This window comes from Neobacillus sp. S1227, assembly GCF_055385255.1.
Genome location: NZ_AP038276.1, coordinates 4,677,812 through 4,704,551, shown reverse-complemented (window position 1 = coordinate 4,704,551; position 26,740 = coordinate 4,677,812). Strand labels below are relative to the sequence as shown.

Below are 26,740 nucleotides of genomic sequence, written 5' to 3'. Positions count from 1 at the left end.
AGGGGGCGTTTTTTTGACGATTTGATTTAGTGTCTGCATGGTGCACTTTGAAGATATGTTCCTTAAATTTGTAGATATTATTAAAAAATTGTAGATATCCTTAATAGTTTCGTAGATATCTTTAAAGAATTGTAGATATAATCCGAAAAGTGTTAATGACCCATTCCTATAATCTAGGACCCCCCATCTGTTGTAACTCCTCTGTAACCACTCCCAGCTAAAATAGCACCATCTAGTAGTGAAGGAGCGAGTTTTGGTGAGGTGGGAATTGGATTGGCTGGAAAATAGAGCGAGATTATCGCCAAATAAAGCTGCCATAATCGATGAGAAGACAAACGAGACTTGGACCTATAAAGAATTGAACGAACGGGCGAACAATACTGCCGCAAACCTGCAAAACAGAGGCATAAAAAAAGGCGATCGAGTTGCTCTCTTAGCCCCAAACCATATATGCTATTTTGATTTATTATTTGCCTGCGGAAAAATTGGCGCCATTTTTGTACCGCTGAACTGGAGGCTTTCGGCTCATGAAATAAACGAAATATTGCAGGACTGTACACCGGTTCTGATTGGGGTGCATGAACAATTTATTCATATTTATGATCAGTTTCCTGGCAAAAAACCACCATCTTTTAATGTCGGAGCTTTTGAAAAAAACATTTTAAAAAAAATAGAAGAAATATCAGAAACCGACCCATTAGCGATGATTTACACAGGTGGTACAACCGGGAAGCCAAAGGGTGTTGTATTAAGTCATCGATCAATCCTCTGGAATGGGATAAATTCCATTTTCAGCTGGGGGCTGACGGATCAAGAGGTCACAGTCAATTATATGCCCATGTTTCATACAGGCGGCCTGAATGCATTAAGCATTCCCATCCTTATGATGGGCGGGACCGTTGTCATTGGGGACCAATTTGATGCGGCGGCAGCAGTAGGATCCATCAATCGTTACAACTGCACAATCATTCTCCTAGTGCCGACGATGTATCATATGTTAATCCAATCGGAAGAATTTAAAAGCAGCCATTTTCCTTCTATGAAAATCTTCTTATCTGGGGCGGCACCCTGCCCCTTACAAATTTATGAGGCGTTTCATAAAAAGGGCTTGGCCTTTAAAGAGGGGTATGGGTTGACAGAAGCAGGGCCGAATAATTTTTATATAAGTCCGAAGGAAGCGCAGATAAAGCGCGGCTCAGTTGGCAAACCCATGATGTTTAATTCAATCATCCTTGAAAAAACAGATGGCAGAGAAGCCGGAGCTAACGAGGTTGGCGAGTTATTAATTAAGGGTAAACATGCTTTTTCGTTCTATTGGGATAATGAACAAGCGACGAACGAAACAATGACGGATGGCTGGATCCGGACAGGAGATTTAGCCAGAAGGGATGAACAGGGCTTTTATTATATTGTCGGCCGGAAAAAGGATATGATCATCACTGGCGGCGAAAATATTTATCCCTTGGAAATTGAGCATTGGCTTGCGGAACACCCCGCTATTGAAGAGGCTGCTGTAATCGGCCTGCCAGATGAAAAATGGGGTGAAGTGGCAGCAGCTTTTATAGTTTTCAAGGAATGGAGCATAACTGATGGGGAACTTAAAACATATTGTGAAGTCAAACTAGGCCGTTATAAAATTCCCAAAAAATTCATTCAAGTAAATGAACTTCCGAAAACTCATGTGGGAAAAATTGATAAGAAGAAATTAAAGGAAATGGCCATCAAAATATAAAGGCATCAAAGTAATCCTTAAACCTTAAATCACTAAAGTACTTGGGTCGGGGAACTGCCGGATGTTACACTTTACAGCAGCGGGGGCATGACCCCCGTCAAAGTTTTTGTTTTTAGAGCAATTCAGCGGCTTTTTCAATAAATAATTTGGCTAGGATGGATTGGGTTTTATGGATGTTATAGGTGAGATAAAAGTATCTTTCCTCATCAAATCCAGGAATTTCATACATTTTAAGTCTGTTTTGGGCAGCATACTCTCGTGCGGCTATTTCGGAAATAATTGAGATGCCTATGTCTTGTATGACAAACTGTATTAAGCTCTGACTGGAATCTGTATAAGCAATGATATTCAATTTATCCTTAGATATTTTATGTTTCTTTAGAACCCTCTCAAGGATGGCATTTGTGCCCGACTCGGAGTTCCTCATGATAAATGGATACTTCAAAATCTCTTGAATGTTTACCGGTTCTGTTATTTTTCGTTCATTTGCTGAAATCAGAACAAGCTTCTCCTTTAATAACGGTATATAGTTTAGTTTATCGCTTTCATATTTTTCTCCTAAAAACCCAACTTCGATGGATCCGTTTAGTACTTTTTCCACGACATTTTTTGAGGAGGACTGGCTGATTTGAAACATGGCATTTTCGTACTCTTCTCTAAATCTCTTGACCATTTTCGGAAGAAGGAACTGCCCCGGCACCGAGCTTGCGGCTACCCGAATCATCCCCCGAAGTTCAGTCATTCCTTGTTTTAAATCCATTAAAGCTTGGTCCTTTAAGAGCAATAGTTTTAGCGCCCATTGATAGAGCCGCTCCCCATGGGGAGTTAGAATACTTTCACGGCCAACGCGATCAAACAGCTGCACATTCAATGTTTTTTCCAAAGCTTGAATATGGGAACTAACAGTAGATTGACTTAGAAAAATATCCTCAGCGGCCTTCGAAAAGCTTTTATGTTCAACCACCTTTGTAAACACATATAACTGGTGTAAATCCAACGAGAGATCCTCCTATGTTTCATTCGTAATATTAGATAATTGGTACCCGAATTAATAGATAGTTTAAATATATCATTGATATTTATGAATCCAATATTTTTAAAAAGCAAATTTTTTAATACGTATTTGAAAGAGTTCATAATATTGTCACTTTATCCTTATGATACGAAACAGTATCATGGAATTAAAGGTTTATATAAAGGAGGGCTTCCTTAGTGGAAAAAGCGATTCAAGAGTATTCTTTAACGGATTTAATGGCAAGAATTGAGGAGATCTTTAATGAAAATCCAGGTCCAATCAAAGGATTTAACGCTGTAGTTCAATACGATGTATATGATCAGTTGCCGTCAACTTTCCAACATTATTTTCAAGATGGTACATTAACAATTAAAGAAGGAGCCCAAGTTGCTCCGGACGTGATGATGACTTTAAACTATGATACCTTCAAAAAATTTGTTTTGTGTAAAATGAGCGGTACGATGGCCCTGCTGACAGGTAAAGTGAAGGTAAAAGGTGACGTAAGCACTGGTTTGAAAATAGAAAGCATTCTCAAAAAATATAATCTAAAAGAACCTCTATAAAAATGCCAAGCTGCTTGAGAAATCTCAGCAGCTTTTTGCTTTTATGCTGGTAAATTCAATTATCATAAATGAATAATTGAATTTATGGTGGAAAACAATCATTATTAGTGGAAGGTAATACAGAAAGTAGGCGGTTTTTTGTCAGAATTTTTATCATTAGGGATTTCAACCAAATTAGTGGATACATTACGTGGGTATGGGATCGCAACTCCAACACCGATTCAACACCAGGCGATTCCGATTATTATGAATGACAAGGATACCATTGCCCAGGCCCAAACAGGTACAGGCAAGACTCTGGCCTTCATCCTGCCCATCCTTGAAAAATTGAATCGAAATGACGGCCATATTCAAGCCCTTATTGTGACACCAACGAGAGAATTGGCCCTGCAAATTACGGATGAAATTGAAAAATTGATTCATGATTTCGATGATATAAATGTTCTAGCTGTATATGGCGGTCAAGATGTTGACAAACAATTAAAGAAATTAAAGTACCATCCACAGATTGTTGTAGGAACTCCGGGCAGGCTTCTGGATCATATTCGAAGGGGAACAATCCAATTAGCAAATGTTTCTTATCTTGTTCTCGATGAAGCAGATCAAATGCTTCATATTGGGTTTCTCAGCGAGGTTGAGGAGATCATTAGGGAAACGCCCGCAAGCAGGCAGACCATGCTTTTCTCAGCAACGATTCCTCCTGAGGTTAAAAAGCTAGCAAATAAATACATGCGGACCCCGGAATATATTCAAGTCGAAAAAGTTCAGGGCCCCGCTGAAAATGTGAAACAGATTGCCATTCATACGATTGATCGTGCGAAACAGGCAACTCTTATTCAATTAATTGAAACGCATCGGCCATTTTTAGCAGTGATTTTTTGCCGGACAAAACGGAGAGTTACTAAGCTTTATGAAATTTTAAAAGGCCATGGATTTCCCTGTGATGAGCTGCATGGTGATTTGTCACAGGCAAAACGAGAACAGGTCATGAAACGGTTTCGGGATGCGGAAATACAATTGCTAATTGCCACCGATGTAGCAGCAAGAGGACTTGATGTAGAAGGTGTAACTCATGTGTTTAATTATGATATTCCTCAGGATCCCGAGAGTTATATTCATAGAATCGGCAGGACAGGGAGGGCAGGAACAAAAGGACTTGCTATCACCCTTTATTCTACTAAGGACCGAGCGACTCTTGAATTAATTGAAAAAGAGCTGAATATTAGAATAAATAAACAAAATCTAGGGAATGCGAATAAGGAAAAGGAAACTCGGCAGGACACTTCCGCAAAAAAACGTCAAGATGGACAGCAAATTAAAAATGTCCGTCATAAGAAAAATGGTGAAAGAAAACATCAGAAGAAGAATTTTGCAAGAAAAAAACCCCATTAATGGGGTTTTTTAACCTTTATTTTTTATCTTCCCAAACCAATCCCTGTATTGGATTTAACGAGTACTTCCTCATATTTTTTAACATCCGCTTTTTGTCTGGAGAAGATGGTTCCAAGGTAACCTGCTAAGAAACCAAGCGGAATCGAAACAATCCCTGGAGTAGTATATGGGAAAATAGGATTTCCCACAAAAATTGCTTTGCCAACTTCCGGACTGAATACATTCGGGCTGATTAACACTAACCCAATGGCCGAAACAAGTCCGATTACCATGGCCCAAACTGCACCAGTTGTATTAAAACGTTTCCAGTAGATGGTATAAATAATTACTGGTAAATTCGCGCTTGCAGCAACGGCAAATGCAAGTGAAACAAGGAAGGCAACGTTCAGCGTCTGTGCTCCTAAGGCAAGAATAATAGATAAGACAGAAACCCCAATGGCTGCGTAACGGGCCATCAATACCTGTTGCTTTTCGGTTGCTCTTCCTTTTTTAAATATCTCATTGTAGAAGTCATGGGCAAATGCAGATGCGGCTGTCAGCACAAGCCCTGCAACAACTGCAAGAATTGTTGCAAACGCCACCGCAGAAATAAAGGCAAACAACATGTTACCGCCAATTGCTTGAGCTAATAAAGGCGCTGCCATATTTCCGGCTGGGTTGGCAGCAATAATTTTTTCATTGCCGACAAATGCTGCAGCACCGAAACCAAGGAAAATGGTCATTACATAAAATAATCCAATAACCCAGGTAGCATAAACAACAGACGAGCGTGCCGTCTTGGCATCCTTTACGGTAAAGAAGCGAACAAGAATGTGCGGAAGCCCTGCCGTCCCAAGAACAAGTCCCATGTTTAGAGATAATGTATCCAGACCGTCTTTGTACTTTACACCTGGATTTAGGAAGGATTCCTTTAAAGGAGTTGCCGTTTTCATTTGGGCGAACATATCGGTAATACTGAAATTGAATTTGGCAAAAACAATCATAGAAATAATGAAGGTGCCGCCCATTAACAGGATCGCTTTAATGATTTGCACCCAGCTTGTTGCATGCATTCCGCCAAAAATAACGTATACCGTCATTAACACTCCGACGATTAAGACAGAGGTTGTATACTCCAATCCCAATAGTAATTTAATAAGTGCACCAGCACCGACAAGCTGAGCAATCATATAAAAAATAGAGATCGTCATTGTATTCATGGCAGCGAATCCGCGGATTTTTTTGGCATCAAAACGTGCCGCTATCATATCAGCAAAAGTGTATTTGCCCAGATTTCTTAACGGTTCCGCTACCAAATAAAGAACGACAAGGTAAGCCACTAAAAACCCAATGCTATAGAAAAATCCATCAAAGCCGGTCAGGGCTACAGCACCGGCAATTCCTAGGAAAGAAGCTGCAGACATATAATCACCTGCGATGGCAAGTCCATTTTGCCAGCCGGTAAGACCACCGCCAGCAGTGTAAAATTCACTGGCATTCTTAGTTTTCTTGGAAGCGAAATATGTGATGACCAGCGTTACGAGAACAATGGCCAGAAACATTAGGAATGCAGGGGTATTCATTAACTATTCCCCCTTTCTTGAATGACCTGGGATGATAACTCATCAAACCTTGCTGCTTTCTTAGAATAAAGCATGCATAAACCCCATGTCATAACAAATTGAAGGAAAGCAAATACCCATGCCCAAGTAATATTTCCGATAAATTTTGTATTAAGTAAGGTAGAATAAGAGGTTAAGATTGGCAAAGCAAAATAGAAACAGAAAAAGAAGATAGTAAAAGGAATAATAAATTTTTTCTTTTCGGAGAGTAATGTCTGAAACGAAGAAGATTGGACGATAGAACTGTAATCGCTTTCACTTTGAGCGTTTATTTTTTTTGCTTCCAAATAGAAGCTCCCCCTTTCGTATAAACCCTTGGATTAAAGAATGTAGAAGTAAGATAAAAAAGATGATGGCAGGTAAATGATGCAAGGGCCAAAGGTGTTTGAATACTTCTGATACAATCTGCCTGAGATTTCCCTCCTTCCAATAACAGATATTTCTAAAATTTGAGAATATTCTACGTCCTTTATTATAATTTTAAGAGAATCATAGACACAAGGGAAAATTTTCTTATTTTGAAAATTTTTTATTGACTTATGAAAAATAAAAAAACCTCTGCAATTGCAAAGGTTTTTTCGAGAATTTTGATGGAGACTATCGGGATCGAACCGACGACCTCTTGCATGCCATGCAAGCGCTCTCCCAGCTGAGCTAAGCCCCCAATGGATTTGTACAAGAAAAATTATATCTGTATTATTATCGTATTGCAAGAGGAAATTTCGAGAATTATAAAAAAAATTTTTAACTAATGCTTTCAATTTCCACCTTTTTAACACCTTCTAAATCGGAAACCGCCGTATATACATCTGTTGTTTTTTCGCGATAGTCAACCGCAACTAAAATTTGTACCAGGTGGTCACCGTTATCTAAATCTTTAATCCGTATTCTGCGCAAAATATATTTTTTTTCTAGTAAATATGATATAGATTTATCAATCTGTTCCTGGTCTCGAATAAATAATTGAAGCATGATTTCTTTTTCCCGTAATTGCTTCGGTCCAAAAATTTTCATAACGGCAGGGATAAATTCCACACTAATAATAAGTAAGGCAACGCCGACAAATGCTTCTATATAAAATCCTGCGCCTACTGCAATCCCGATACCAGCAGCCCCCCAAATCATGGCAGCTGTAGTTAAGCCGGAAATGCTGTCATTTCCTCTTCTTAAAATAACACCAGCTCCAAGGAAACCAATTCCCGAGACGATTTGAGCTGCCAAACGCAAAGGATCCATGGTAATTCTAACTTCCTTTGAATCAGGGAACATATAAGCCGATTCAATAGATACAATTGTAAGTAAACAACTGACAACTGAAATGACGAGGCTTGTTTTTAATCCAACCGGCTTTCTTTTTAATTCCCGTTCAAGGCCAATAATTAGACCTAATACAGCAGAAATTCCCAATTTTATCAGTATATCTATATCCAAGCTGCTCATACATTCACGTCCATTTTATATATTCGTCTATTTTACTTTTGAAATCGCATTTTTCATATATACTCTGATTTTTGCATAAAGGAGCGCAATATGGAAGAACAAATGCGTACGCTTTATTAATTACATATACAATTGTTGTTTGTTTTATGTATTGGCAGGAATCTGTTAAATGTTTCTAACATTTTCTTAAGGATAAATGAAAAGGATAAGATTCGTTTCTTGAGATTAATAATATTTTTTATGGATATTTAGGTGGAGCCTCTAAATTCATTTTAATAAAAATTAATAAATTATATTGCAAACATTTATTTATCATGGTATATTAATTCTCGTCCTCTTCAAGAGTGTCAAATAACGAAAAGAAATTCAAAAAAGTTGTTGACATTGAAAAGTAGACTGTGATAAATTAAAGAGGTCGCTTTGAGAGCGAGGCAAGAAAATAGCGAGTGGACAAGCACTCAACAGTAAGATAGTTCTTTGAAAACTAAACAAACAAAAACGTCAACAAACAATAATATTCGTTTCGAACGAAACGAAGCCAACGTAACATTTTTGAGCTAATCAACTCAACTTCATTGGAGAGTTTGATCCTGGCTCAGGACGAACGCTGGCGGCGTGCCTAATACATGCAAGTCGAGCGAATCACTGGGAGCTTGCTCCCGGTGGTTAGCGGCGGACGGGTGAGTAACACGTGGGCAACCTGCCTGTAAGACTGGGATAACTTCGGGAAACCGGAGCTAATACCGGATAATTTCTTCCCTCGCATGAGGGAAGGTTGAAAGTCGGTTTCGGCTGACACTTACAGATGGGCCCGCGGCGCATTAGCTAGTTGGTGAGGTAACGGCTCACCAAGGCGACGATGCGTAGCCGACCTGAGAGGGTGATCGGCCACACTGGGACTGAGACACGGCCCAGACTCCTACGGGAGGCAGCAGTAGGGAATCTTCCACAATGGACGAAAGTCTGATGGAGCAACGCCGCGTGAGCGATGAAGGCCTTCGGGTCGTAAAGCTCTGTTGTCAGGGAAGAATAAGTATCGGAGTAACTGCCGGTACCTTGACGGTACCTGACCAGAAAGCCACGGCTAACTACGTGCCAGCAGCCGCGGTAATACGTAGGTGGCAAGCGTTGTCCGGAATTATTGGGCGTAAAGCGCGCGCAGGCGGTCCTTTAAGTCTGATGTGAAAGCCCACGGCTCAACCGTGGAGGGTCATTGGAAACTGGGGGACTTGAGTGCAGAAGAGGAAAGCGGAATTCCACGTGTAGCGGTGAAATGCGTAGAGATGTGGAGGAACACCAGTGGCGAAGGCGGCTTTCTGGTCTGTAACTGACGCTGAGGCGCGAAAGCGTGGGGAGCAAACAGGATTAGATACCCTGGTAGTCCACGCCGTAAACGATGAGTGCTAAGTGTTAGAGGGTTTCCGCCCTTTAGTGCTGCAGCTAACGCATTAAGCACTCCGCCTGGGGAGTACGGCCGCAAGGCTGAAACTCAAAGGAATTGACGGGGGCCCGCACAAGCGGTGGAGCATGTGGTTTAATTCGAAGCAACGCGAAGAACCTTACCAGGTCTTGACATCCTCTGACACTCCTAGAGATAGGAATTTCCCCTTCGGGGGACAGAGTGACAGGTGGTGCATGGTTGTCGTCAGCTCGTGTCGTGAGATGTTGGGTTAAGTCCCGCAACGAGCGCAACCCTTGATCTTAGTTGCCAGCATTCAGTTGGGCACTCTAAGGTGACTGCCGGTGACAAACCGGAGGAAGGTGGGGATGACGTCAAATCATCATGCCCCTTATGACCTGGGCTACACACGTGCTACAATGGATGGTACAAAGGGCAGCGAAGCCGCGAGGTGAAGCCAATCCCATAAAACCATTCTCAGTTCGGATTGCAGGCTGCAACTCGCCTGCATGAAGCCGGAATCGCTAGTAATCGCGGATCAGCATGCCGCGGTGAATACGTTCCCGGGCCTTGTACACACCGCCCGTCACACCACGAGAGTTTGTAACACCCGAAGTCGGTGGGGTAACCGTAAGGAGCCAGCCGCCTAAGGTGGGACAGATGATTGGGGTGAAGTCGTAACAAGGTAGCCGTATCGGAAGGTGCGGCTGGATCACCTCCTTTCTAAGGATATAAGCTGGACCTATGAGCCAGACAATACATGTTTGTTTGATTGTTTCTTGTTTGTTTAGTTTTGAGGGAATTATCTCTCAGAACTTTCGTTCTTTGAAAACTAGATAATCGTATAGAAGAAGTAACCAAGTAAGAACCGAGTAATCGCCATTTTAGTTTTTCTCTCTTATATTTAAGAGTAAAAACCTTTTAGGTTAAGTTAGAAAGGGCGCACGGTGAATGCCTTGGCACTAGGAGCCGATGAAGGACGGGACTAACACCGATATGCTTCGGGGAGCTGTAAGTAAGCGCCGATCCGGAGATTTCCGAATGGGGAAACCCACTGTTCGTAATGGAGCAGTATCTTTACCTGAATACATAGGGTATTGATGGCAGACCCGGGGAACTGAAACATCTAAGTACCCGGAGGAAGAGAAAGCAAACGCGATTCCCTGAGTAGCGGCGAGCGAAACGGGAACAGCCCAAACCGAAAGGCTTGCCTTTCGGGGTTGTAGGACACTCAACATGGAGTTACAAAGGAACGGGGTAGATGAAGCGGTCTGGAAAGGCCGGCCATAGAAGGTAAAAGCCCTGTAGTCGAAACTTCGTTCCCTCCTGAGTGGATCCTGAGTACGGCCGGACACGTGAAATCCGGTCGGAAGCAGGGAGGACCATCTCCCAAGGCTAAATACTCCCTAGTGACCGATAGTGAACCAGTACCGTGAGGGAAAGGTGAAAAGCACCCCGGAAGGGGAGTGAAAGAGAACCTGAAACCGTGTGCCTACAAGTAGTCAGAGCCCGTTCATGGGTGATGGCGTGCCTTTTGTAGAATGAACCGGCGAGTTACGATTGCATGCGAGGTTAAGTCGAAGAGACGGAGCCGCAGCGAAAGCGAGTCTGAATAGGGCGAAATAGTATGTAGTCGTAGACCCGAAACCAGGTGATCTACCCATGTCCAGGGTGAAGTCCAGGTAACACTGGATGGAGGCCCGAACCCACGCACGTTGAAAAGTGCGGGGATGAGGTGTGGGTAGCGGAGAAATTCCAATCGAACTTGGAGATAGCTGGTTCTCTCCGAAATAGCTTTAGGGCTAGCCTCACGTAGTTAGAGTCTTGGAGGTAGAGCACTGTTTGGACTAGGGGCCCTCATCGGGTTACCGAATTCAGACAAACTCCGAATGCCAATGACTTATCCGTGGGAGTCAGACTGCGAGTGATAAGATCCGTAGTCGAAAGGGAAACAGCCCAGACCACCAGCTAAGGTCCCAAAGTATACGTTAAGTGGAAAAGGATGTGGAGTTGCTTAGACAACCAGGATGTTGGCTTAGAAGCAGCCACCATTTAAAGAGTGCGTAATAGCTCACTGGTCGAGTGACTCTGCGCCGAAAATGTACCGGGGCTAAACGTATCACCGAAGCTGTGGGTGGACACCTTGTGGTGTCCGCGGTAGGAGAGCGTTCTAAGGGCGTTGAAGCTGGACCGTAAGGACTGGTGGAGCGCTTAGAAGTGAGAATGCCGGTATGAGTAGCGAAAGATGAGTGAGAATCTCATCCACTGTATGCCTAAGGTTTCCTGAGGAAGGCTCGTCCGCTCAGGGTTAGTCGGGACCTAAGCCGAGGCCGAAAGGCGTAGGCGATGGACAACAGGTTGATATTCCTGTACCACCTCTTTATCGTTTGAGTGATGGGGGGACGCAGGAGGATAGGGTAAGCGCACTGCTGGATATGTGCGTGCAAGCAGTTAGGCTGAGAAGTAGGAAAATCCGCTTCTCATAAAGCTGAGCTGTGATGCCGAGGGAAATATAGTACCGAAGTTCCTGATTCCACACTGCCAAGAAAAGCCTCTAGCGAGATAAATGGTGCCCGTACCGCAAACCGACACAGGTAGGCGAGGAGAGAATCCTAAGGTGAGCGAGAGAACTCTCGTTAAGGAACTCGGCAAAATGACCCCGTAACTTCGGGAGAAGGGGTGCTTTTTGGGGTGAATAGCCTCGAAGAGCCGCAGTGAATAGGCCCAGGCGACTGTTTAGCAAAAACACAGGTCTCTGCAAAGCCGCAAGGCGAAGTATAGGGGCTGACGCCTGCCCGGTGCTGGAAGGTTAAGAGGAGGGGTTAGCTCACGCGAAGCTCTGAATCGAAGCCCCAGTAAACGGCGGCCGTAACTATAACGGTCCTAAGGTAGCGAAATTCCTTGTCGGGTAAGTTCCGACCCGCACGAAAGGCGTAACGATCTGGGCACTGTCTCAACGAGAGACTCGGTGAAATTATAGTACCTGTGAAGATGCAGGTTACCCGCGACAGGACGGAAAGACCCCATGGAGCTTTACTGTAGCCTGATATTGAATTTTGGTACAGCTTGTACAGGATAGGTAGGAGCCTGAGAAACCGGAGCGCCAGCTTCGGTGGAGGCGTCGGTGGGATACTACCCTGGCTGTATTGAAATTCTAACCCGCACCCCTGATCGGGGTGGGAGACAGTGTCAGGTGGGCAGTTTGACTGGGGCGGTCGCCTCCTAAAATGTAACGGAGGCGCCCAAAGGTTCCCTCAGAATGGTTGGAAATCATTCGCAGAGTGTAAAGGCACAAGGGAGCTTGACTGCGAGACCTACAAGTCGAGCAGGGACGAAAGTCGGGCTTAGTGATCCGGTGGTTCCGCATGGAAGGGCCATCGCTCAACGGATAAAAGCTACCCTGGGGATAACAGGCTTATCTCCCCCAAGAGTCCACATCGACGGGGAGGTTTGGCACCTCGATGTCGGCTCATCGCATCCTGGGGCTGTAGTCGGTCCCAAGGGTTGGGCTGTTCGCCCATTAAAGCGGTACGCGAGCTGGGTTCAGAACGTCGTGAGACAGTTCGGTCCCTATCCGTCGTGGGCGCAGGAAATTTGAGAGGAGCTGTCCTTAGTACGAGAGGACCGGGATGGACGCACCGCTGGTGTACCAGTTGTCTTGCCAAAGGCATCGCTGGGTAGCTATGTGCGGACGGGATAAGTGCTGAAAGCATCTAAGCATGAAGCCCCCCTCGAGATGAGATTTCCCATAGCGTCAAGCTAGTAAGATCCCTGAAAGATGATCAGGTTGATAGGTCAGAGGTGGAAGCGCGGTGACGTGTGGAGCTGACTGATACTAATCGATCGAGGACTTAACCAAATCGAAAAGCGGAAGCGGCCGGTTAGCAACGTATGGCCTGGAGGGCTTTGACTGAGATAAGTGTAAACTCGCCGATTGGCAAGCCGTTAGGCGCAGACAGAGGCGTAGTTGAACTTATGCGTTCAGAATTTAGTAATAAATTCTGATTAGCTAAAGGAAACACGATGAGCGCAAGCGAATCGATGTTGACTTATCGTAGGGAAAAGACCGAAGGACACTAGTTGCTGGACGCTGGAGCTAGACACTGAACAATGTAATTTGGTGAACTCGTTCTTATTTACTTCTTCTCCATTATCTAGTTTTGAGGGAATGAAAAAATTTAAATTTCCTCTTGCAAAATATGAAAAAGATACTATAATAAAATAGTGTCTGATAAATGGTCTGGCGGTAATGGCGAGAAGGTCACACCTGTTCCCATCCCGAACACAGAAGTTAAGCTTCTCAGCGCCGATGGTAGTTGGGGCGAAAGCCCCTGTGAGAGTAGGACGCTGCCAGGCTGTTAAAATGGAGGATTAGCTCAGCTGGGAGAGCATCTGCCTTACAAGCAGAGGGTCGGCGGTTCGATCCCGTCATCCTCCACCATATTATTATGCCGGCTTAGCTCAATTGGTAGAGCAACTGACTTGTAATCAGTAGGTTGAGGGTTCAAGTCCTTTAGCCGGCACCACGCTTCTTACTTCCTTAAGTTACATCAGCGGAAGCGTGCGCGAAATCCCGAAGGGATTTTAAGCAGAATAACTATATTCTTTTAGTGAAACTAATTATTTCGAGCCATTAGCTCAGTCGGTAGAGCATCTGACTTTTAATCAGAGGGTCGAAGGTTCGAGTCCTTCATGGCTCACCATTTAAATATGCGGGTGTGGCGGAATTGGCAGACGCACCAGACTTAGGATCTGGCGCCGCAAGGCGTGGGGGTTCGACTCCCTTCACCCGCACCATTTAAGTTTCGCGGAAGTAGTTCAGTGGTAGAACACCACCTTGCCAAGGTGGGGGTCGCGGGTTCGAATCCCGTCTTCCGCTCCATATTTGCCGGGGTGGCGGAACTGGCAGACGCACAGGACTTAAAATCCTGCGGTAGGTGACTACCGTACCGGTTCGATTCCGGTCCTCGGCACCATTTGAAATTAAGATGCGCCCGTAGCTCAATTGGATAGAGCGTCTGACTACGGATCAGAAGGTTATGGGTTCGACTCCTGTCGGGCGCGCCATCAAATTTATTAATACGGGAAATAGCTCAGCTTGGTAGAGCACTTGGTTTGGGACCAAGGGGTCGCAGGTTCGAATCCTGTTTTCCCGACCATTCATACTAAAATCAATGGGGCCTTAGCTCAGCTGGGAGAGCGCCTGCTTTGCACGCAGGAGGTCAGCGGTTCGATCCCGCTAGGCTCCACCATTAAATTTAAATATGTAAATTGGCGGTGTAGCTCAGCTGGCTAGAGCGTACGGTTCATACCCGTAAGGTCGGGGGTTCGATCCCCTCCGCCGCTACCAATTTTATTAGGACCTTTAGCTCAGCTGGTTAGAGCAACGAGCAAAGCTCCGCTGAATATGCTACGAGTTGTACCCATCGAGCTGCTGCTTTAGTAAGCTTTCTGAGATGGGGACAGACGGATTTTAACCATACAGGTTAGAGAACTTTAAATTGGACCTTTAGCTCAGCTGGTTAGAGCAGACGGCTCATAACCGTCCGGTCGTAGGTTCGAGTCCTACAAGGTCCACCATTACTTTTATATTTTATGGAGGAATACCCAAGTCTGGCTGAAGGGATCGGTCTTGAAAACCGACAGGCGGGTTAAACCGCGCGGGGGTTCGAATCCCTCTTCCTCCGCCATAAAAAATTATTAGTCTTATTATCGCGGGGTGGAGCAGTCCGGTAGCTCGTCGGGCTCATAACCCGAAGGTCGCAGGTTCAAATCCTGCCCCCGCAATCCGGTCTGGTAGTTCAGTTGGTTAGAATGCCTGCCTGTCACGCAGGAGGTCGCGGGTTCGAGTCCCGTCCAGACCGCCATTTATATTTGGCTCAATAGAAAGTGAATTAATATGGCTCAGTAGCTCAGTCGGTAGAGCAAAGGACTGAAAATCCTTGTGTCGGCGGTTCGATTCCGTCCTGAGCCACCTTATTTTTAGAAACATCACGGCGGTTGTGGCGAAGTGGTTAACGCATCGGATTGTGGTTCCGACATTCGTGGGTTCGATTCCCATCAGCCGCCCCATTATAATGCGGGTGTAGTTTAGTGGTAAAACCACAGCCTTCCAAGCTGTTGTTGTGGGTTCGATTCCCATCACCCGCTCCATTGTGGGCCTATAGCTCAGCTGGTTAGAGCGCACGCCTGATAAGCGTGAGGTCGATGGTTCAAGTCCATTTAGGCCCACCATAGTATTATTCCGCAGTAGCTCAGTGGTAGAGCTATCGGCTGTTAACCGATCGGTCGTAGGTTCGAATCCTACCTGCGGAGCCATATAGAGAAGTACCCAAGTGGCTCAAGGGGCTCCCCTGCTAAGGGAGTAGGTCGCGTAAGCGGCGCGAGGGTTCGAATCCCTTCTTCTCTGCCATTTGGCCCCTTGGTCAAGCGGTTAAGACACCGCCCTTTCACGGCGGTAACACGGGTTCGAATCCCGTAGGGGTCATACAAAAAAGCTGATGACATATAGTCATCAGCTTTTTTGTTGTTTTTGAACATGAAAATAATTATATTAATATAACCTCTTTTCTATTCCTGCAATGCAATAAAGTGTTGAAATCGCTTGCAATTCTCCTATTTTCCGTAAATAAAGTTATATATTTTTTCAAAAATTGAATAACTTTTCAAACTATTTTCACAAAAAAAACACAAAAAAACTTAATAGATTTCTGTCGAAACATGAGAGATTTTTTGTCATCTTCTGGTGACAGCTGTCGAAAAACATCAAAGAGTGGAGTCATTCCTCGTTTACTGTCAGAAAAGATAAAAAAGTTTTACAAGGAATATTTGTAATTTGCACTTATAATTGGTTTTTGAAATACATATTTTCAGGTGAGGATGAGGAGAGCCATGGCAGTGAACACATTTTTTCCGACTGATTACCAGCTTCACTTATTTCACGAGGGAAATCTTTTTCAAAGTCATCAGCTTTTTGGCGCTCATATCTTTAAGGATTCCGTAGAGACTTATACACGATTCTGCGTTTGGGCTCCAAATGCCCTCCAGGTAAGGCTTGTGGGGGATTTTAATAACTGGAATGGTGATGGATATGAATTACAAAAAGTGAATGGTGAGGGTGTATGGATTATTGTCATCAAGCAAAATTTAGATGGCTGCAATTATAAATATGAAATCACCACAAAATCAAGGAAACGACTATTAAAAGCAGATCCCTATGCTTTTTACTCAGAATTAAGGCCAAATACAGCCTCTGTCGTTTATTCGCCGGGCAGCTATAAATGGCAGGACACTCAATGGATGAATCGCAAACCTCAATCGAATTTCCTGGCAGAACCAGCCGTCATTTATGAGGTTCATGCGGGCTCATGGAAGACCAAGGAGAATGGAGATTTTTTAACATATCGAGAACTGGCGGAAGAACTTATCCCTTATGTAGTGGAGCATGGCTTTACTCATATTGAACTGCTTCCGCTGGTTGAACATCCACTTGATGCTTCTTGGGGGTACCAAGGAACTGGGTATTTTTCCGTAACATCGCGGTACGGGACTCCAGATGATTTCAGCTATTTCGTTGAGCAGTGCCATCTGCATGGCATAGGGGTCATCCTAGACTGGGTACCAGGGCATTTCTGCAAGGACGCTCATGGGTTATACAATTTTGACGGTACCCATATTTATTCTTATTCCCAGCTAAATGATAGGGAAAACCACATTTGGGGCACAGCTAATTTTGACCTTGGAAAAGGAGAGGTGCAAAGTTTCCTCATTTCCAACGCACTATTTTGGATGGAAAATTACCATATCGATGGCTTTAGAATGGATGCTGTTGCTAATATCATTTATTGGCCGAATACCTCAAATAGAAAAAGTGAAAACCCCTTCGGCATTGCTTTCTTAAAAAAACTTAATCAGGCTATTAACGACTACAATCCAGATTTTTTAATGATAGGAGAAGATTCCACCGATTTTTCAAAGGTAACGACCCCAGTCCGTTATGGCGGTCTTGGATTTGATTACAAATGGAATATGGGTTGGATGAATGACATGCTTGAATACATGGAAACGCCGCCGTTTGCAAGGTCACAGGCCCATTCAAAGGTCACTTTTTCACTTTTATATGCGTTTTCAGAAAACTTTATGCTTCCGTTTTCACATGATGAGGTTGTCCACGGGAAAAAATCATTACTGGATAAGATGCCCGGTGCTTATTGGGAAAAATTTGCCCAGCTAAGGCTTCTACTGGGCTATATGTTTGCCCATCCCGGGAAAAAGCTGTTATTTATGGGATTCGAACTGGGGCAGTTTGCGGAATGGAAAGATAAAGAACAGCTAGATTGGCATCTTTTGGACTACGAGCTGCACCGAAAACTGAATGACTATGTGAAAGTCTTAACGAAAGTCTACAAACGCACGAAAGCCCTCTATGAACTCGATCACCTGTGGGATGGATTTGAATGGATTGATGTTAATAATAACGAGCAGTCGATGTTTTCCTTTATTCGAAAGGGGAAGAAGAAAGAGGATGCGATCATCATCATTTGCAATTTTACGGGCATTAGCTATCAGGATTATCAGATAGGTGTGCCAAACTCTGGTGAATACCGGGAAATCCTTAATAATGACGACGTAGAATTTGGTGGTGCCGGTCACATTAATAAGCACACCATTCCGGCTTCAGATGAGCCGTTCCATGGAAGACCGTATTCAATTAAGCTCACAATTGCCCCGTATGGGTTTCAAATGATAAGACAAGTGAAAAAACGGAAGGAGAGAAAAGGCAATGGAAAAGAAAAGGTGCGTAGCCATGCTGCTGGCAGGAGGGAAAGGGAGCAGGCTTAATGCTCTTACAAAGGACCTCGCAAAACCGGCAGTGCCATTCGGAGGGAAGTACCGGATTATAGATTTTACCTTAAGCAATTGCGCAAATTCCGGAATTGATACTGTCGGCGTCTTAACGCAATATCAGCCGCTCTTGTTAAATTCATATATTGGAATAGGCAGTGCATGGGATCTTGACAGTAAAAATGGCGGGGTAACCGTTTTACCCCCTTACAGCGAATCTTCAGAAGTGAAGTGGTACACCGGTACGGCAAGCGCCATCTATCAAAATTTAAATTACTTAAAGCAGTACCAGCCGGACTACGTTTTAATCCTTTCTGGTGACCATATTTACAAAATGAATTACGAATCCATGCTTGAATACCATATTGAAAAACGAGCAGATGTAACGATCTCCCTGATCGAGGTACCTTGGGCGGAAGCCAGCAGGTTTGGGATTATGAATACAAACGATGAACTGAGAATCCTGGAATTTGAGGAAAAGCCAAATGAGCCAAAAAATAATCTTGCCTCGATGGGCATATATATTTTTAGTTGGAATATATTGAAAGAATATTTGGAAATGGATGCCCGCAATCCGGACTCTAGTCATGATTTTGGGAAAGATGTCATTCCAAGGCTTCTTGAAGAAAATAAAAAATTATTTGCCTATCCGTTCAAAGGCTATTGGAAAGACGTTGGCACTGTAAAGAGTCTTTGGGAGGCCAACATGGATTTATTGGAGGAAGATTGCGAATTAGATTTATTTGACCATGACTGGAGAATTTATTCTGTTAATCCTAATCGTCCTCCGCAATATATTTCTCCGGATGCAAGAGTAATGGAATCACTCATTAATGAAGGGTGCACAATTGAAGGGGAAATTGAAAAATCAGTTCTCTTCCAGGGCGTAACAGTAGGGAAGGATACCACTGTTAAGGAGTCTGTGATCATGCCGGATGCAACAATTGGCAGCAATTGTTTTATTGAAAAAGCGATTGTGCCGTGTGACGTGAAAATACCGGACGGAACTGTCATTCGTTCCTTCGATGATGAAATCATCCTAGTCACAGAGGAAATGTTAAAAACATTGTACTCTGCCTATTAAAAATAGAATGAGAGCCCAGTCGGACTGGGTGCTACAAGTATTAGGTGATAAGAAACTGGAGGGGACTTTGGCGTGAAAAGAAAGCTTTTAGGTATTATTGATGCAACGACCTATCATGAGGATTTGGATGATCTATTAACACATCGGTCTTTGGCGGCGCTGCCTTACGCAGGCCGTTATCGTATTATTGACTTTGTCCTTTCAAATATGGTGAATTCCGGCATTCGCAGTGTCGCTATATTTCCAAAAATGCAGTATCGTTCCTTGATGGACCACTTAGGGTCAGGGAAGAATTGGGACCTAAACCGGAAAAAGGATGGCCTTTTCTTTTTTCCTTCTTCAGTTGTAGGGAGCAATCCTAAAGGGATCGGTTCCTTTGATCTTTTCGCGGCAAATATGGATTATTTTTATCGCAGCACTCAGGAATATGCGATTATCTCAAATTGTTACACTATTTTAAATATGAATTTTAAACCTATGCTAGATTGGCATATGCATGCAAACTGCGATATTACCGAAATCCATCATCAGGATGGTCGATCATTAGAAATGTATTTAATCAAAACCTCTCTGTTGATGAAGCTGGTTGAAACTAGATTTGAGACTGGGTACAGCTGTATGAAAGATGTCGTCAGCGATATTCATAATAACTACACCGTTTGCCAATATGATTATGATGGATATGCCGTCAAGATAGATTCAATTGAAAATTATTATTCGACCAGCATGAATTTGCTAAAGCCTAACGTTTGGAAAAATCTTTTTAATACTGATCAGCCTATATTAACAAAGGTTAAGGATGAGCCGCCTGCTAAGTATTTAAAAGGATCATCCGTTAAAAATTCAATGATTGCAAACGGCTGTTTAATTAGCGGTACTGTTGAAAACAGTATTGTCTCGCGCGGAGTAAAAATCGGAAAAGGGGCCGTCATTAAGAACTGTGTCATTATGCAAAAATGCCAAATTGAGGACAATTGTTACCTGGATTCGGTTATTTTGGATAAGGATGTCCGGGTTGAATCAGGGACACATTTAACTGGCACAGCGGGGTCACCGTTTGTAATCAGAAAAGGTACAAAGCAAGGAGCGTTGATGAATTCGTGAAAGTATTATTTGCTGTGTCAGAGTGTGGACCATTTGCAAAGTCGGGGGGCCTTGCCGATGTAGCCGGATCTCTGCCAAAAGAGTTAAGAAGTCAAGGTACGGATGTTCGAGTCATCCTTCCCAAATACGGAACCATTTCAGACGAATATAAAAAAAGAATGAAGAAAATAAAGGAATTTTCCGTTTCTGTTGGCTGGAGAAAGCAGTATTGCGGGATTGAGGAATTAATCCATCATGGAGTAACATTTTATTTTGTGGATAACGAATATTATTTTAAACGTGAAGGATTTTACGGTTATTACGACGATGGCGAAAGATTTGCCTTTTTTAACCATGCTGTACTAGAAGTCATAGCAGAGTTGAACTTTTATCCCGACGTACTGCATTGCCATGATTGGCATACGGCTATGATTCCATACCTGCTTCGAAAAGAATATTACAAGAAGTCAGGTTATGGTCAGATAAAGACTGTATTTACCATTCATAATCTGCAGTTTCAAGGAATTTTTCCAAAAGAGGTCTTGAGAGACCTGTTCAATCTTGATGAACAATCCTTCCATTCTGGACATTTAGAGTTTTTCGGAAATGTCAATTTCATGAAGGGGGCACTTGTTGCAACAGACACTATTACAACAGTGAGTCCAACCTATCGAAATGAAATTCAAACAGTAAACTACGGAGAAAAGCTTGAAGGTTTGTTGAAGGCAAGAGACGAAGATCTTTTGGGAATTTTAAACGGTATTGATGATGACTTTTATAACCCTGAACATGACTCATTTCTCATACAAACCTATTCAAGCCAAGACATTAAGAAGAAATCCGTTAATAAAAGGGAAATTCAAAAGCAATTTGGCCTAAAGCAATCTGCTTCAGCTCCGTTAATGGTGATGATTTCAAGACTAACAAGACAAAAGGGTCTTGATCTCATTAAATGTGTCCTTCGGGAGATTTTACAGGAGGATATACAAGTTATTATCCTTGGAACCGGGGATTATGAATATGAAGAATATTTACGGCAAGCAGCCCGGATTTATCCGGAAAAATTGAAGGTTCATACCGGCTTTGATGAAGGACTTGCGCATCAATTATACGCAGCGGCAGACCTATTCTTGATGCCATCGCTGTTTGAACCGTGCGGCCTTTCCCAGTTGATAGCCATGAAATATGGAGCCATCCCAATTGTTCGGGAAACGGGCGGTTTAAATGATACGGTGAAGGCCTGGAATGAATTTACAAAGGTGGGAAATGGGTTTTCCTTCCGTAACTTCAATGCCCACGATATGCTTTATACGATTCAGCGGGCAATTAACTTCTATCATGATAAAAAAACATGGGGATCAATTGTAAAACAGGCAATGGAAATGGATTATAGCTGGGCTCAATCAGCTTTCCGCTATAATCAGCTGTATGCTGAACTCACTACAAGGAGTGAAACCCATGTTTTCTAATAAAGAACGGTTTAAGGAAGACTTCTTAAAAAGGCTTGAGATGCTCTGCGGGAAAAGCTTTTCAGAAAGTACGCCAAGAGATCATTATCAAACCCTTGGGAATATGATCCGTGAATATGTCAGCAATGATTGGATTTCTACTAATGAACGCTACATGGCAGTTAGAGAGAAACAGGTATATTATTTATCGATTGAATATTTGCTCGGCAAGCTTCTTCGGCAGAATCTGCTTAATCTGGGCGTGGAGGAAATCGTTGCGGAAGGCCTAAGTGACTTAGGAATTGAATTGGCCGACCTTGAAGAACTAGAACCGGATGCAGGCTTAGGAAACGGCGGCTTAGGGAGACTAGCCGCTTGTTTTTTGGACTCACTTGCCTCCACTGACCTGCCGGGACATGGCCATGGAATCCGCTATAAACATGGGTTATTCGAACAGAAGATAGTCGACGGCTATCAGGTCGAATTGCCGGAGCAATGGTTAAGAAGCGGCAATGTTTGGGAAATACGCAAGGCTGATTTGGCGGTTAGTATCCCGTTTTGGGGGAAAGTTGAAACCCGGCAAGAAAATGGCAGGCTTGTTTTTCAACATATAAACACGGAAGTAGTTACTGCTGTTCCGTACGATATGCCAGTTGTCGGCTTTCAAACAAAGACAATTAATACCTTAAGGCTTTGGAGCTCAGAGCCCGCCCAGTTTCCAGTTCATAAGGATATTTTACAATATAAGCGGAGGACAGAAGCCATTTCTGAATTTCTTTATCCGGACGATACCCATGATGAAGGCAAGACGCTAAGGCTGAAGCAGCAATACTTTTTAGTGTCGGCAAGCATCCAGTCAATTTTAAGGTCATATAAAAAACAGCATGGCAGCCTTGAAGCGCTGAATCATCATGTTTGTATTCATATTAATGATACCCATCCTGTTCTAGCCATTCCGGAACTGCTAAGGATTCTGATGGACGAGGAAGGCTTTTCTTGGGATCAAGCATGGGAGATTACAACTAATACGATCTCTTATACTAATCATACCACCTTATCAGAAGCCTTGGAGAAATGGCCGATTCATATCTTTCAGCCGCTCCTGCCAAGAATTTATATGATTGTTGAGGAAATAAATGAAAGATTTTGCAAGGAACGTTGGGAAGAGACCCCAGGCGATTGGGAGCGAATTGCGGGACTAGCAATAATAGCAGATGGCTATGTCAAAATGGCCCATTTAGCGATTGTTGGCAGCTTTAGTGTAAACGGTGTGGCAAGATTACATACCGAAATCTTAAAGGAACGTGAGATGCGGCCATTCTTTCAGCTATTCCCTGAGAAGTTCAACAATAAGACGAACGGAATTGCCCATCGCCGCTGGCTGTTAAAAGCAAACCCAAAATTGTCCTCGCTCCTATTCGAAACAATAGGGGATGGGTGGACTCACTCCGCACACGAGCTGATGCAGTTCCTTAATTATCAAGACGATCACTCGATTTTAGGGGAATTAGCGGCAATCAAGCAGGAGAATAAGCAAAATTTGGCTGAGGTGATTTATAAGCACAACGGTATTTCCGTTAATCCCGATGCCATTTTTGATGTCCAGGTGAAGAGGCTGCACGCTTATAAAAGACAGCTTCTAAATGTCCTGCATATCATGCACCTATATAATCGAATTTTGGAAGATTCCAGTTTTTCTATGGCGCCGAGGGTATTTATTTTTGGAGCAAAAGCATCTCCAGGATATTATTACGCGAAGAAGATTATTAAATTAATCAATACGGTAGCTGAGAAAGTTAATCATGATCCAAAAGTCGGTGATAAAATGAAGGTCGTGTTTTTGGAGAATTACCGCGTTTCATTGGCGGAGAAAATATTTCCTGCTGCAGATATAAGCGAGCAGATTTCAACCGCCAGCAAGGAAGCATCAGGTACGGGGAATATGAAGTTCATGATTAATGGGGCATTGACGTTAGGGACCTTGGACGGGGCAAATGTAGAAATTCATGAAAGGGTAGGGGACGATAATATTTTTATCTTCGGTCTAACAGCCGAGGAGGTCCTCCATTATTATCGGCACGGCGGATATGAATCCGTTGAATATTATCATCATGACAACCGGATTCAGCAGGCTGTCAATCAGCTGGTAAACAGATTTTTCCCGGGCGTTCAAAACGAATTTGAACCAATCTTTGACTCATTGCTTGAAGAAAACGATCAATATTTTGTCTTAAAGGATTTCGCTTCTTATGCAGATACCCAGCGGATGGTAGGAGAAGCCTATTCAGATTCATTAAAATGGCAGAAAAAGTGCCTGATTAACATCGCCCATGCAGGCTACTTCTCAAGCGACCGAACAATAAAGGAATACGCCAAAGATATATGGGGCATCCATCCAGTTAAATAAATGTAAAAAGCTTCTGCCCACGGCAGAAGCTTTTTACATTTATTTAAGAAAAGAAGTAACCGGCGAAAATGCCAATGGCCAATAAGAAACCAAAGATGGTATTCGTTTGAGCAGTTGCTTTCATAGCTGGTGCCATTTGAATTGGCACTGTACCCTTAATAAAGCCTTTAACTGATTTTATCGGCTTCGGAGTGCTTATCAATACGAGTGCCGTCCAAATTGGGGCGATATTAGCAATAATAAGCCCTAAAATCCAGACATACGAAAAGGCAAACATCCCTGCCAATAGGTAGATGGCCTTTTCTTTGCCAAGAAGAATGGCCAATGTTTTTCTGCCGAATTCTTTGTCGCCGTCAAGATCGCGGATATTATTTGACAAAAGAATTCCGCCGACTAAAATAAAACTTGGCACTGATACAAGAATACTTGTGCTGTCCACTGTCCCTGTTTGGATAAAGAATGAGATTAAAATAATCATCATCCCCATAAAGAAACCTGCAAACAATTCTCCGAATGGTGTGTAAGCGATTGGAAGCGGCCCGCCTGTATATAAATATCCAATCAACATACATACCAAGCCCACTAAGGCTAACCACCAACTGCTGTTTGCACATATATAAACTCCCAATAATAAAGCAATTCCATAGAGTCCTAATGCCAGCTGCATCACTGTCTTTGGCTTAATTCCGTCCCGGACAATGCTGCCGCCAATCCCGACAGAGTCCTCTGTATCGAGACCTCGTTTAAAATCATAATATTCATTAAACATATTTGTGGCTGCCTGGATTAATAGGCTTGCAATTAGCATGGCGAAGAAAAGACCGAAATGAATTTTCCCGTGCCGAAGTGCCAGTGCAGTGCCTAGCAATACAGGTACAAACGCTGCGGTTAAAGTATGGGGGCGGGTCATTTGCCACCAAACCTGGAAGCCGCGGTTTGAACCAACAACAGGTTTAGAACCTTCCCGTAAATTTGGCTGCATATTTTTTCTCCTCCCTTTTAAATGCATGATCTATCTGTACAAAACGTATTTATAAAGAATGGTTATTACCCAACCCTAAGTGTAGGAAATATCAAGTAGAGTGTCAATTAAATTTTACTTTCAAAACTAGAAGATAATCCCTTCTCGAGTAATATCAATATTTAGTGGGAAAATGAGTGTATCGAAGCCTTTTGCAACCGATTTTCGGAAATTTGACATATAATAAGGAAATGAATCAGCAGAAGTAGTGACAACCATTATTGACTTCTTTACAATGGGAGTAGTATCTTTAAAAAGGTTTAAAATGAATGGAGACAGCCCTAATTTGGCTGTTTTGGAGGGATTTGCTTGATTACCATTCAGGAAATCGAAACGAAGGAAAGAAGTCTTTTGGCGATGAAGCGCGCAAAAGAACTTGGCCGTCCCATTTTAATGAGTGAAGTTAAAAAAATGAATCATATCGACCCCTTTTTATTCTTTTCTATTGGGAATGAACACTATTCAGGCGAACGGATTTTTTGGAAGGATCCAAAAGACGAATTTATATTAGCAGGACTGGGAATTTCTAAGCAATTTCAATTTGATCAGTCAGATGACCGTTTTGGCCGTATAGAAGAAGAATGGAAGGAATTTTTAAAAGACAGCCTTATTTCTAATCCATTCTCCCAAATTGGAATAGGCCCGCTGATATTTGGAGGATTTTCTTTTGATCCATACAAAGAAAAGACAGTGCTTTGGTCGAAATTTGATGATTCATTATTTTATCTGCCAAAATATCTTTTGAGTGTTATTAAGGGACAAGTCTTTTTTACAACTAATATTATCTTTACACCGAACGATGATGAATTGTTATATAAGCATATAATCGATGAACGGAATAAACTTTTTCAGTCTCTTCAGAACCACCACCACACAGCTCTGCCTGCCCTTCTGGAAACAAAGGAAATTTCACCTGAGAAGTGGAAAAATACTGTTGATGCTATGGTAAAGGAATTAAACAGAGGCCCGCTAAAAAAAGTAGTTCTTGCCAGGGAACTTCGGTTGAATTTTAATGACATTGTTGCTTCAGAGGCAGTCTTGCAACATTTAAATGAACAACAGCATGAAAGCTTTATCTTTGCTCTTGAATCGAATGGTGATTGTTTCCTTGGAGCATCTCCAGAGAGACTGGTGAAAAAGAATGGCACCGAACTTTTCTCTACCTGTCTTGCTGGCTCCATCTCACGGGGACATAACCCGGAGGAGGATCGATTACTGGGAGAAAAATTGCTTGCTGACCAAAAAAACTTGCTTGAGCATCAATATGTTGTGGAAATGATAAAGGAAGCACTAGAGGAATCTTGTGAAGAAATCATCCTTCCTGATAAACCGCAGCTAATGAAAATCAGGGACATACAGCATTTGTATACACCGGTCATCGGAAAGTGCAGTGGTGACAGTTCTCTATTGCATCTGGTTGAAAGATTGCATCCAACTCCTGCTCTTGGCGGACTTCCGAAGAAAGAAGCGGTTGAAAAAATCCGTCAAGTTGAGGAACTTGACCGCGGCTTTTATGCAGCCCCCGTAGGTTGGCTGGATTATGTAGGAAATGGGGAATTTGCAGTAGCCATTCGCTCGGGCCTCTTACAAGGCAAGGAAGCATCTTTATTTGCCGGATGCGGGGTTGTCGCAGATTCTCATTCCGAAAGTGAATATTTAGAGACAAGCTTGAAGTTTAGGCCAATGCTTCGGGCGCTTGGGGGAAAATAAT

At 43.1% G+C, this 26,740-nt stretch carries 14 protein-coding genes, 22 tRNA genes and 3 rRNA genes; 33 read left to right on the top strand and 6 right to left on the bottom strand.

Annotated elements, in window-relative coordinates; genetic code table 11:
- Positions 1-256 precede the first annotated feature (256 nt).
- Positions 257-1,732 carry an acyl-CoA synthetase gene (locus ACZ5AE_RS23685; protein WP_464566951.1) on the top strand — a complete coding sequence of 492 codons (1,476 nt, stop codon included), beginning with the start codon at positions 257-259 and terminating at the stop codon, positions 1,730-1,732.
- Positions 1,733-1,844: 112 nt separating this feature from the next.
- Here the strand turns inward: ACZ5AE_RS23685 and ACZ5AE_RS23680 are convergent, their stop codons facing one another.
- Positions 1,845-2,729, bottom strand: a complete 885-nt coding sequence (locus ACZ5AE_RS23680; protein WP_464566950.1) for a selenium metabolism-associated LysR family transcriptional regulator — start codon at positions 2,727-2,729, stop codon at positions 1,845-1,847.
- Between the two features lie 215 nt (positions 2,730-2,944).
- Here ACZ5AE_RS23680 and ACZ5AE_RS23675 point away from each other — a divergent pair, with 215 nt between their 5' ends.
- Positions 2,945-3,310 (top strand): SCP2 sterol-binding domain-containing protein, encoded by a 366-nt coding sequence (locus tag ACZ5AE_RS23675; RefSeq protein ID WP_464566949.1) that lies wholly within the window; start codon positions 2,945-2,947, stop codon positions 3,308-3,310.
- 138 nt (positions 3,311-3,448) lie between these two features.
- Positions 3,449-4,702: a DEAD/DEAH box helicase gene (locus tag ACZ5AE_RS23670; RefSeq protein ID WP_464566948.1), complete on the top strand. Its 1,254-nt coding sequence runs from the start codon at positions 3,449-3,451 to the stop codon at positions 4,700-4,702.
- Positions 4,703-4,725: 23 nt separating this feature from the next.
- On the opposite strand, the gene ACZ5AE_RS23665 is transcribed toward ACZ5AE_RS23670, so the two are convergent.
- The 4 genes from ACZ5AE_RS23665 to ACZ5AE_RS23650 all read right to left on the bottom strand — a co-directional run bounded on the left by ACZ5AE_RS23665 (position 4,726) and on the right by ACZ5AE_RS23650 (position 7,743).
- Positions 4,726-6,264 (bottom strand): solute symporter family protein, encoded by a 1,539-nt coding sequence (locus tag ACZ5AE_RS23665; protein ID WP_464566947.1) that lies wholly within the window; start codon positions 6,262-6,264, stop codon positions 4,726-4,728.
- On the bottom strand, positions 6,264-6,590 hold the full coding sequence (locus ACZ5AE_RS23660; protein WP_464566946.1) for a DUF485 domain-containing protein: 327 nt from the start codon (positions 6,588-6,590) through the stop codon (positions 6,264-6,266). Before ACZ5AE_RS23660 ends, ACZ5AE_RS23665 begins: the two co-directional genes overlap by 1 nt.
- A 304-nt stretch (positions 6,591-6,894) precedes the next feature.
- Positions 6,895-6,967, bottom strand: a tRNA-Ala gene (locus tag ACZ5AE_RS23655).
- An 80-nt stretch (positions 6,968-7,047) separates the two neighbouring features.
- Positions 7,048-7,743, bottom strand: coding sequence for an MgtC/SapB family protein (locus tag ACZ5AE_RS23650; RefSeq protein WP_464566945.1), 696 nt, complete (start codon positions 7,741-7,743; stop codon positions 7,048-7,050).
- Between the two features lie 572 nt (positions 7,744-8,315).
- Between ACZ5AE_RS23650 and ACZ5AE_RS23645 the strand changes: the two genes are divergently transcribed.
- The 29 genes from ACZ5AE_RS23645 (at position 8,316) to ACZ5AE_RS23505 (ending at position 24,008) form a co-directional block, all read left to right on the top strand.
- Positions 8,316-9,865: ribosomal RNA gene (locus ACZ5AE_RS23645) — 16S ribosomal RNA — on the top strand.
- Between the two features lie 201 nt (positions 9,866-10,066).
- Positions 10,067-13,001 (top strand): 23S ribosomal RNA (locus ACZ5AE_RS23640).
- Between the two features lie 380 nt (positions 13,002-13,381).
- A 5S ribosomal RNA gene (gene rrf, locus ACZ5AE_RS23635) occupies positions 13,382-13,498 on the top strand.
- The 16S, 23S and 5S rRNA genes sit together here with 21 tRNA genes alongside, the layout of an rRNA operon.
- A 9-nt stretch (positions 13,499-13,507) precedes the next feature.
- Positions 13,508-13,583 (top strand) — tRNA-Val (locus ACZ5AE_RS23630).
- 9 nt (positions 13,584-13,592) lie between these two features.
- Positions 13,593-13,668 (top strand) — tRNA-Thr (locus ACZ5AE_RS23625).
- Between the two features lie 101 nt (positions 13,669-13,769).
- Positions 13,770-13,845, top strand: a tRNA-Lys gene (locus tag ACZ5AE_RS23620).
- Between the two features lie 9 nt (positions 13,846-13,854).
- A tRNA-Leu gene (locus ACZ5AE_RS23615) sits at positions 13,855-13,939 on the top strand.
- A gap of 10 nt (positions 13,940-13,949) precedes the next feature.
- Positions 13,950-14,024 (top strand) — tRNA-Gly (locus ACZ5AE_RS23610).
- A 5-nt stretch (positions 14,025-14,029) separates the two neighbouring features.
- Positions 14,030-14,118: transfer RNA gene (locus ACZ5AE_RS23605), tRNA-Leu, on the top strand.
- Between the two features lie 14 nt (positions 14,119-14,132).
- Positions 14,133-14,209: transfer RNA gene (locus tag ACZ5AE_RS23600), tRNA-Arg, on the top strand.
- 15 nt (positions 14,210-14,224) lie between these two features.
- Positions 14,225-14,301: transfer RNA gene (locus tag ACZ5AE_RS23595), tRNA-Pro, on the top strand.
- A 17-nt stretch (positions 14,302-14,318) separates the two neighbouring features.
- Positions 14,319-14,394: transfer RNA gene (locus ACZ5AE_RS23590), tRNA-Ala, on the top strand.
- Between the two features lie 21 nt (positions 14,395-14,415).
- Positions 14,416-14,492, top strand: a tRNA-Met gene (locus ACZ5AE_RS23585).
- A 153-nt stretch (positions 14,493-14,645) separates the two neighbouring features.
- A tRNA-Ile gene (locus tag ACZ5AE_RS23580) sits at positions 14,646-14,722 on the top strand.
- A 17-nt stretch (positions 14,723-14,739) separates the two neighbouring features.
- Positions 14,740-14,832: transfer RNA gene (locus tag ACZ5AE_RS23575), tRNA-Ser, on the top strand.
- A 23-nt stretch (positions 14,833-14,855) separates the two neighbouring features.
- A tRNA-Met gene (locus ACZ5AE_RS23570) sits at positions 14,856-14,929 on the top strand.
- A gap of 3 nt (positions 14,930-14,932) precedes the next feature.
- Positions 14,933-15,009: transfer RNA gene (locus tag ACZ5AE_RS23565), tRNA-Asp, on the top strand.
- Positions 15,010-15,043: 34 nt separating this feature from the next.
- Positions 15,044-15,116, top strand: a tRNA-Phe gene (locus ACZ5AE_RS23560).
- 22 nt (positions 15,117-15,138) lie between these two features.
- Positions 15,139-15,214: transfer RNA gene (locus ACZ5AE_RS23555), tRNA-His, on the top strand.
- 7 nt (positions 15,215-15,221) lie between these two features.
- Positions 15,222-15,295: transfer RNA gene (locus ACZ5AE_RS23550), tRNA-Gly, on the top strand.
- Between the two features lie 4 nt (positions 15,296-15,299).
- Positions 15,300-15,376: transfer RNA gene (locus ACZ5AE_RS23545), tRNA-Ile, on the top strand.
- A gap of 9 nt (positions 15,377-15,385) precedes the next feature.
- Positions 15,386-15,460, top strand: a tRNA-Asn gene (locus ACZ5AE_RS23540).
- A gap of 3 nt (positions 15,461-15,463) precedes the next feature.
- Positions 15,464-15,554, top strand: a tRNA-Ser gene (locus ACZ5AE_RS23535).
- 3 nt (positions 15,555-15,557) lie between these two features.
- Positions 15,558-15,629 (top strand) — tRNA-Glu (locus ACZ5AE_RS23530).
- 404 nt (positions 15,630-16,033) lie between these two features.
- Positions 16,034-17,983 (top strand): 1,4-alpha-glucan branching protein GlgB, encoded by a 1,950-nt coding sequence (glgB, locus tag ACZ5AE_RS23525; protein WP_464566944.1) that lies wholly within the window; start codon positions 16,034-16,036, stop codon positions 17,981-17,983.
- Positions 17,925-19,070: a glucose-1-phosphate adenylyltransferase gene (locus ACZ5AE_RS23520; protein WP_464566943.1), complete on the top strand. Its 1,146-nt coding sequence runs from the start codon at positions 17,925-17,927 to the stop codon at positions 19,068-19,070. Before glgB ends, ACZ5AE_RS23520 begins: the two co-directional genes overlap by 59 nt.
- Before the next feature lie 72 nt (positions 19,071-19,142).
- Positions 19,143-20,174, top strand: coding sequence for a GlgC family sugar phosphate nucleotidyltransferase (locus tag ACZ5AE_RS23515; RefSeq protein WP_464566942.1), 1,032 nt, complete (start codon positions 19,143-19,145; stop codon positions 20,172-20,174).
- Entirely contained in the window at positions 20,171-21,622 is a 1,452-nt protein-coding gene (gene glgA / locus ACZ5AE_RS23510) for a glycogen synthase GlgA (protein WP_464566941.1), read from the top strand. The genes ACZ5AE_RS23515 and glgA overlap by 4 nt, the downstream gene beginning before the upstream one ends.
- Positions 21,612-24,008: a glycogen/starch/alpha-glucan phosphorylase gene (locus ACZ5AE_RS23505; protein WP_464566940.1), complete on the top strand. Its 2,397-nt coding sequence runs from the start codon at positions 21,612-21,614 to the stop codon at positions 24,006-24,008. Before glgA ends, ACZ5AE_RS23505 begins: the two co-directional genes overlap by 11 nt.
- Positions 24,009-24,051: 43 nt before the next feature.
- Here the strand turns inward: ACZ5AE_RS23505 and ACZ5AE_RS23500 are convergent, their stop codons facing one another.
- Positions 24,052-24,990 carry a 1,4-dihydroxy-2-naphthoate polyprenyltransferase gene (locus tag ACZ5AE_RS23500; protein ID WP_464566939.1) on the bottom strand — a complete coding sequence of 313 codons (939 nt, stop codon included), beginning with the start codon at positions 24,988-24,990 and terminating at the stop codon, positions 24,052-24,054.
- 348 nt (positions 24,991-25,338) lie between these two features.
- Here ACZ5AE_RS23500 and ACZ5AE_RS23495 point away from each other — a divergent pair, with 348 nt between their 5' ends.
- Positions 25,339-26,739 carry an isochorismate synthase gene (locus ACZ5AE_RS23495; RefSeq protein WP_464566938.1) on the top strand — a complete coding sequence of 467 codons (1,401 nt, stop codon included), beginning with the start codon at positions 25,339-25,341 and terminating at the stop codon, positions 26,737-26,739.
- Position 26,740 lies beyond the last annotated feature (1 nt).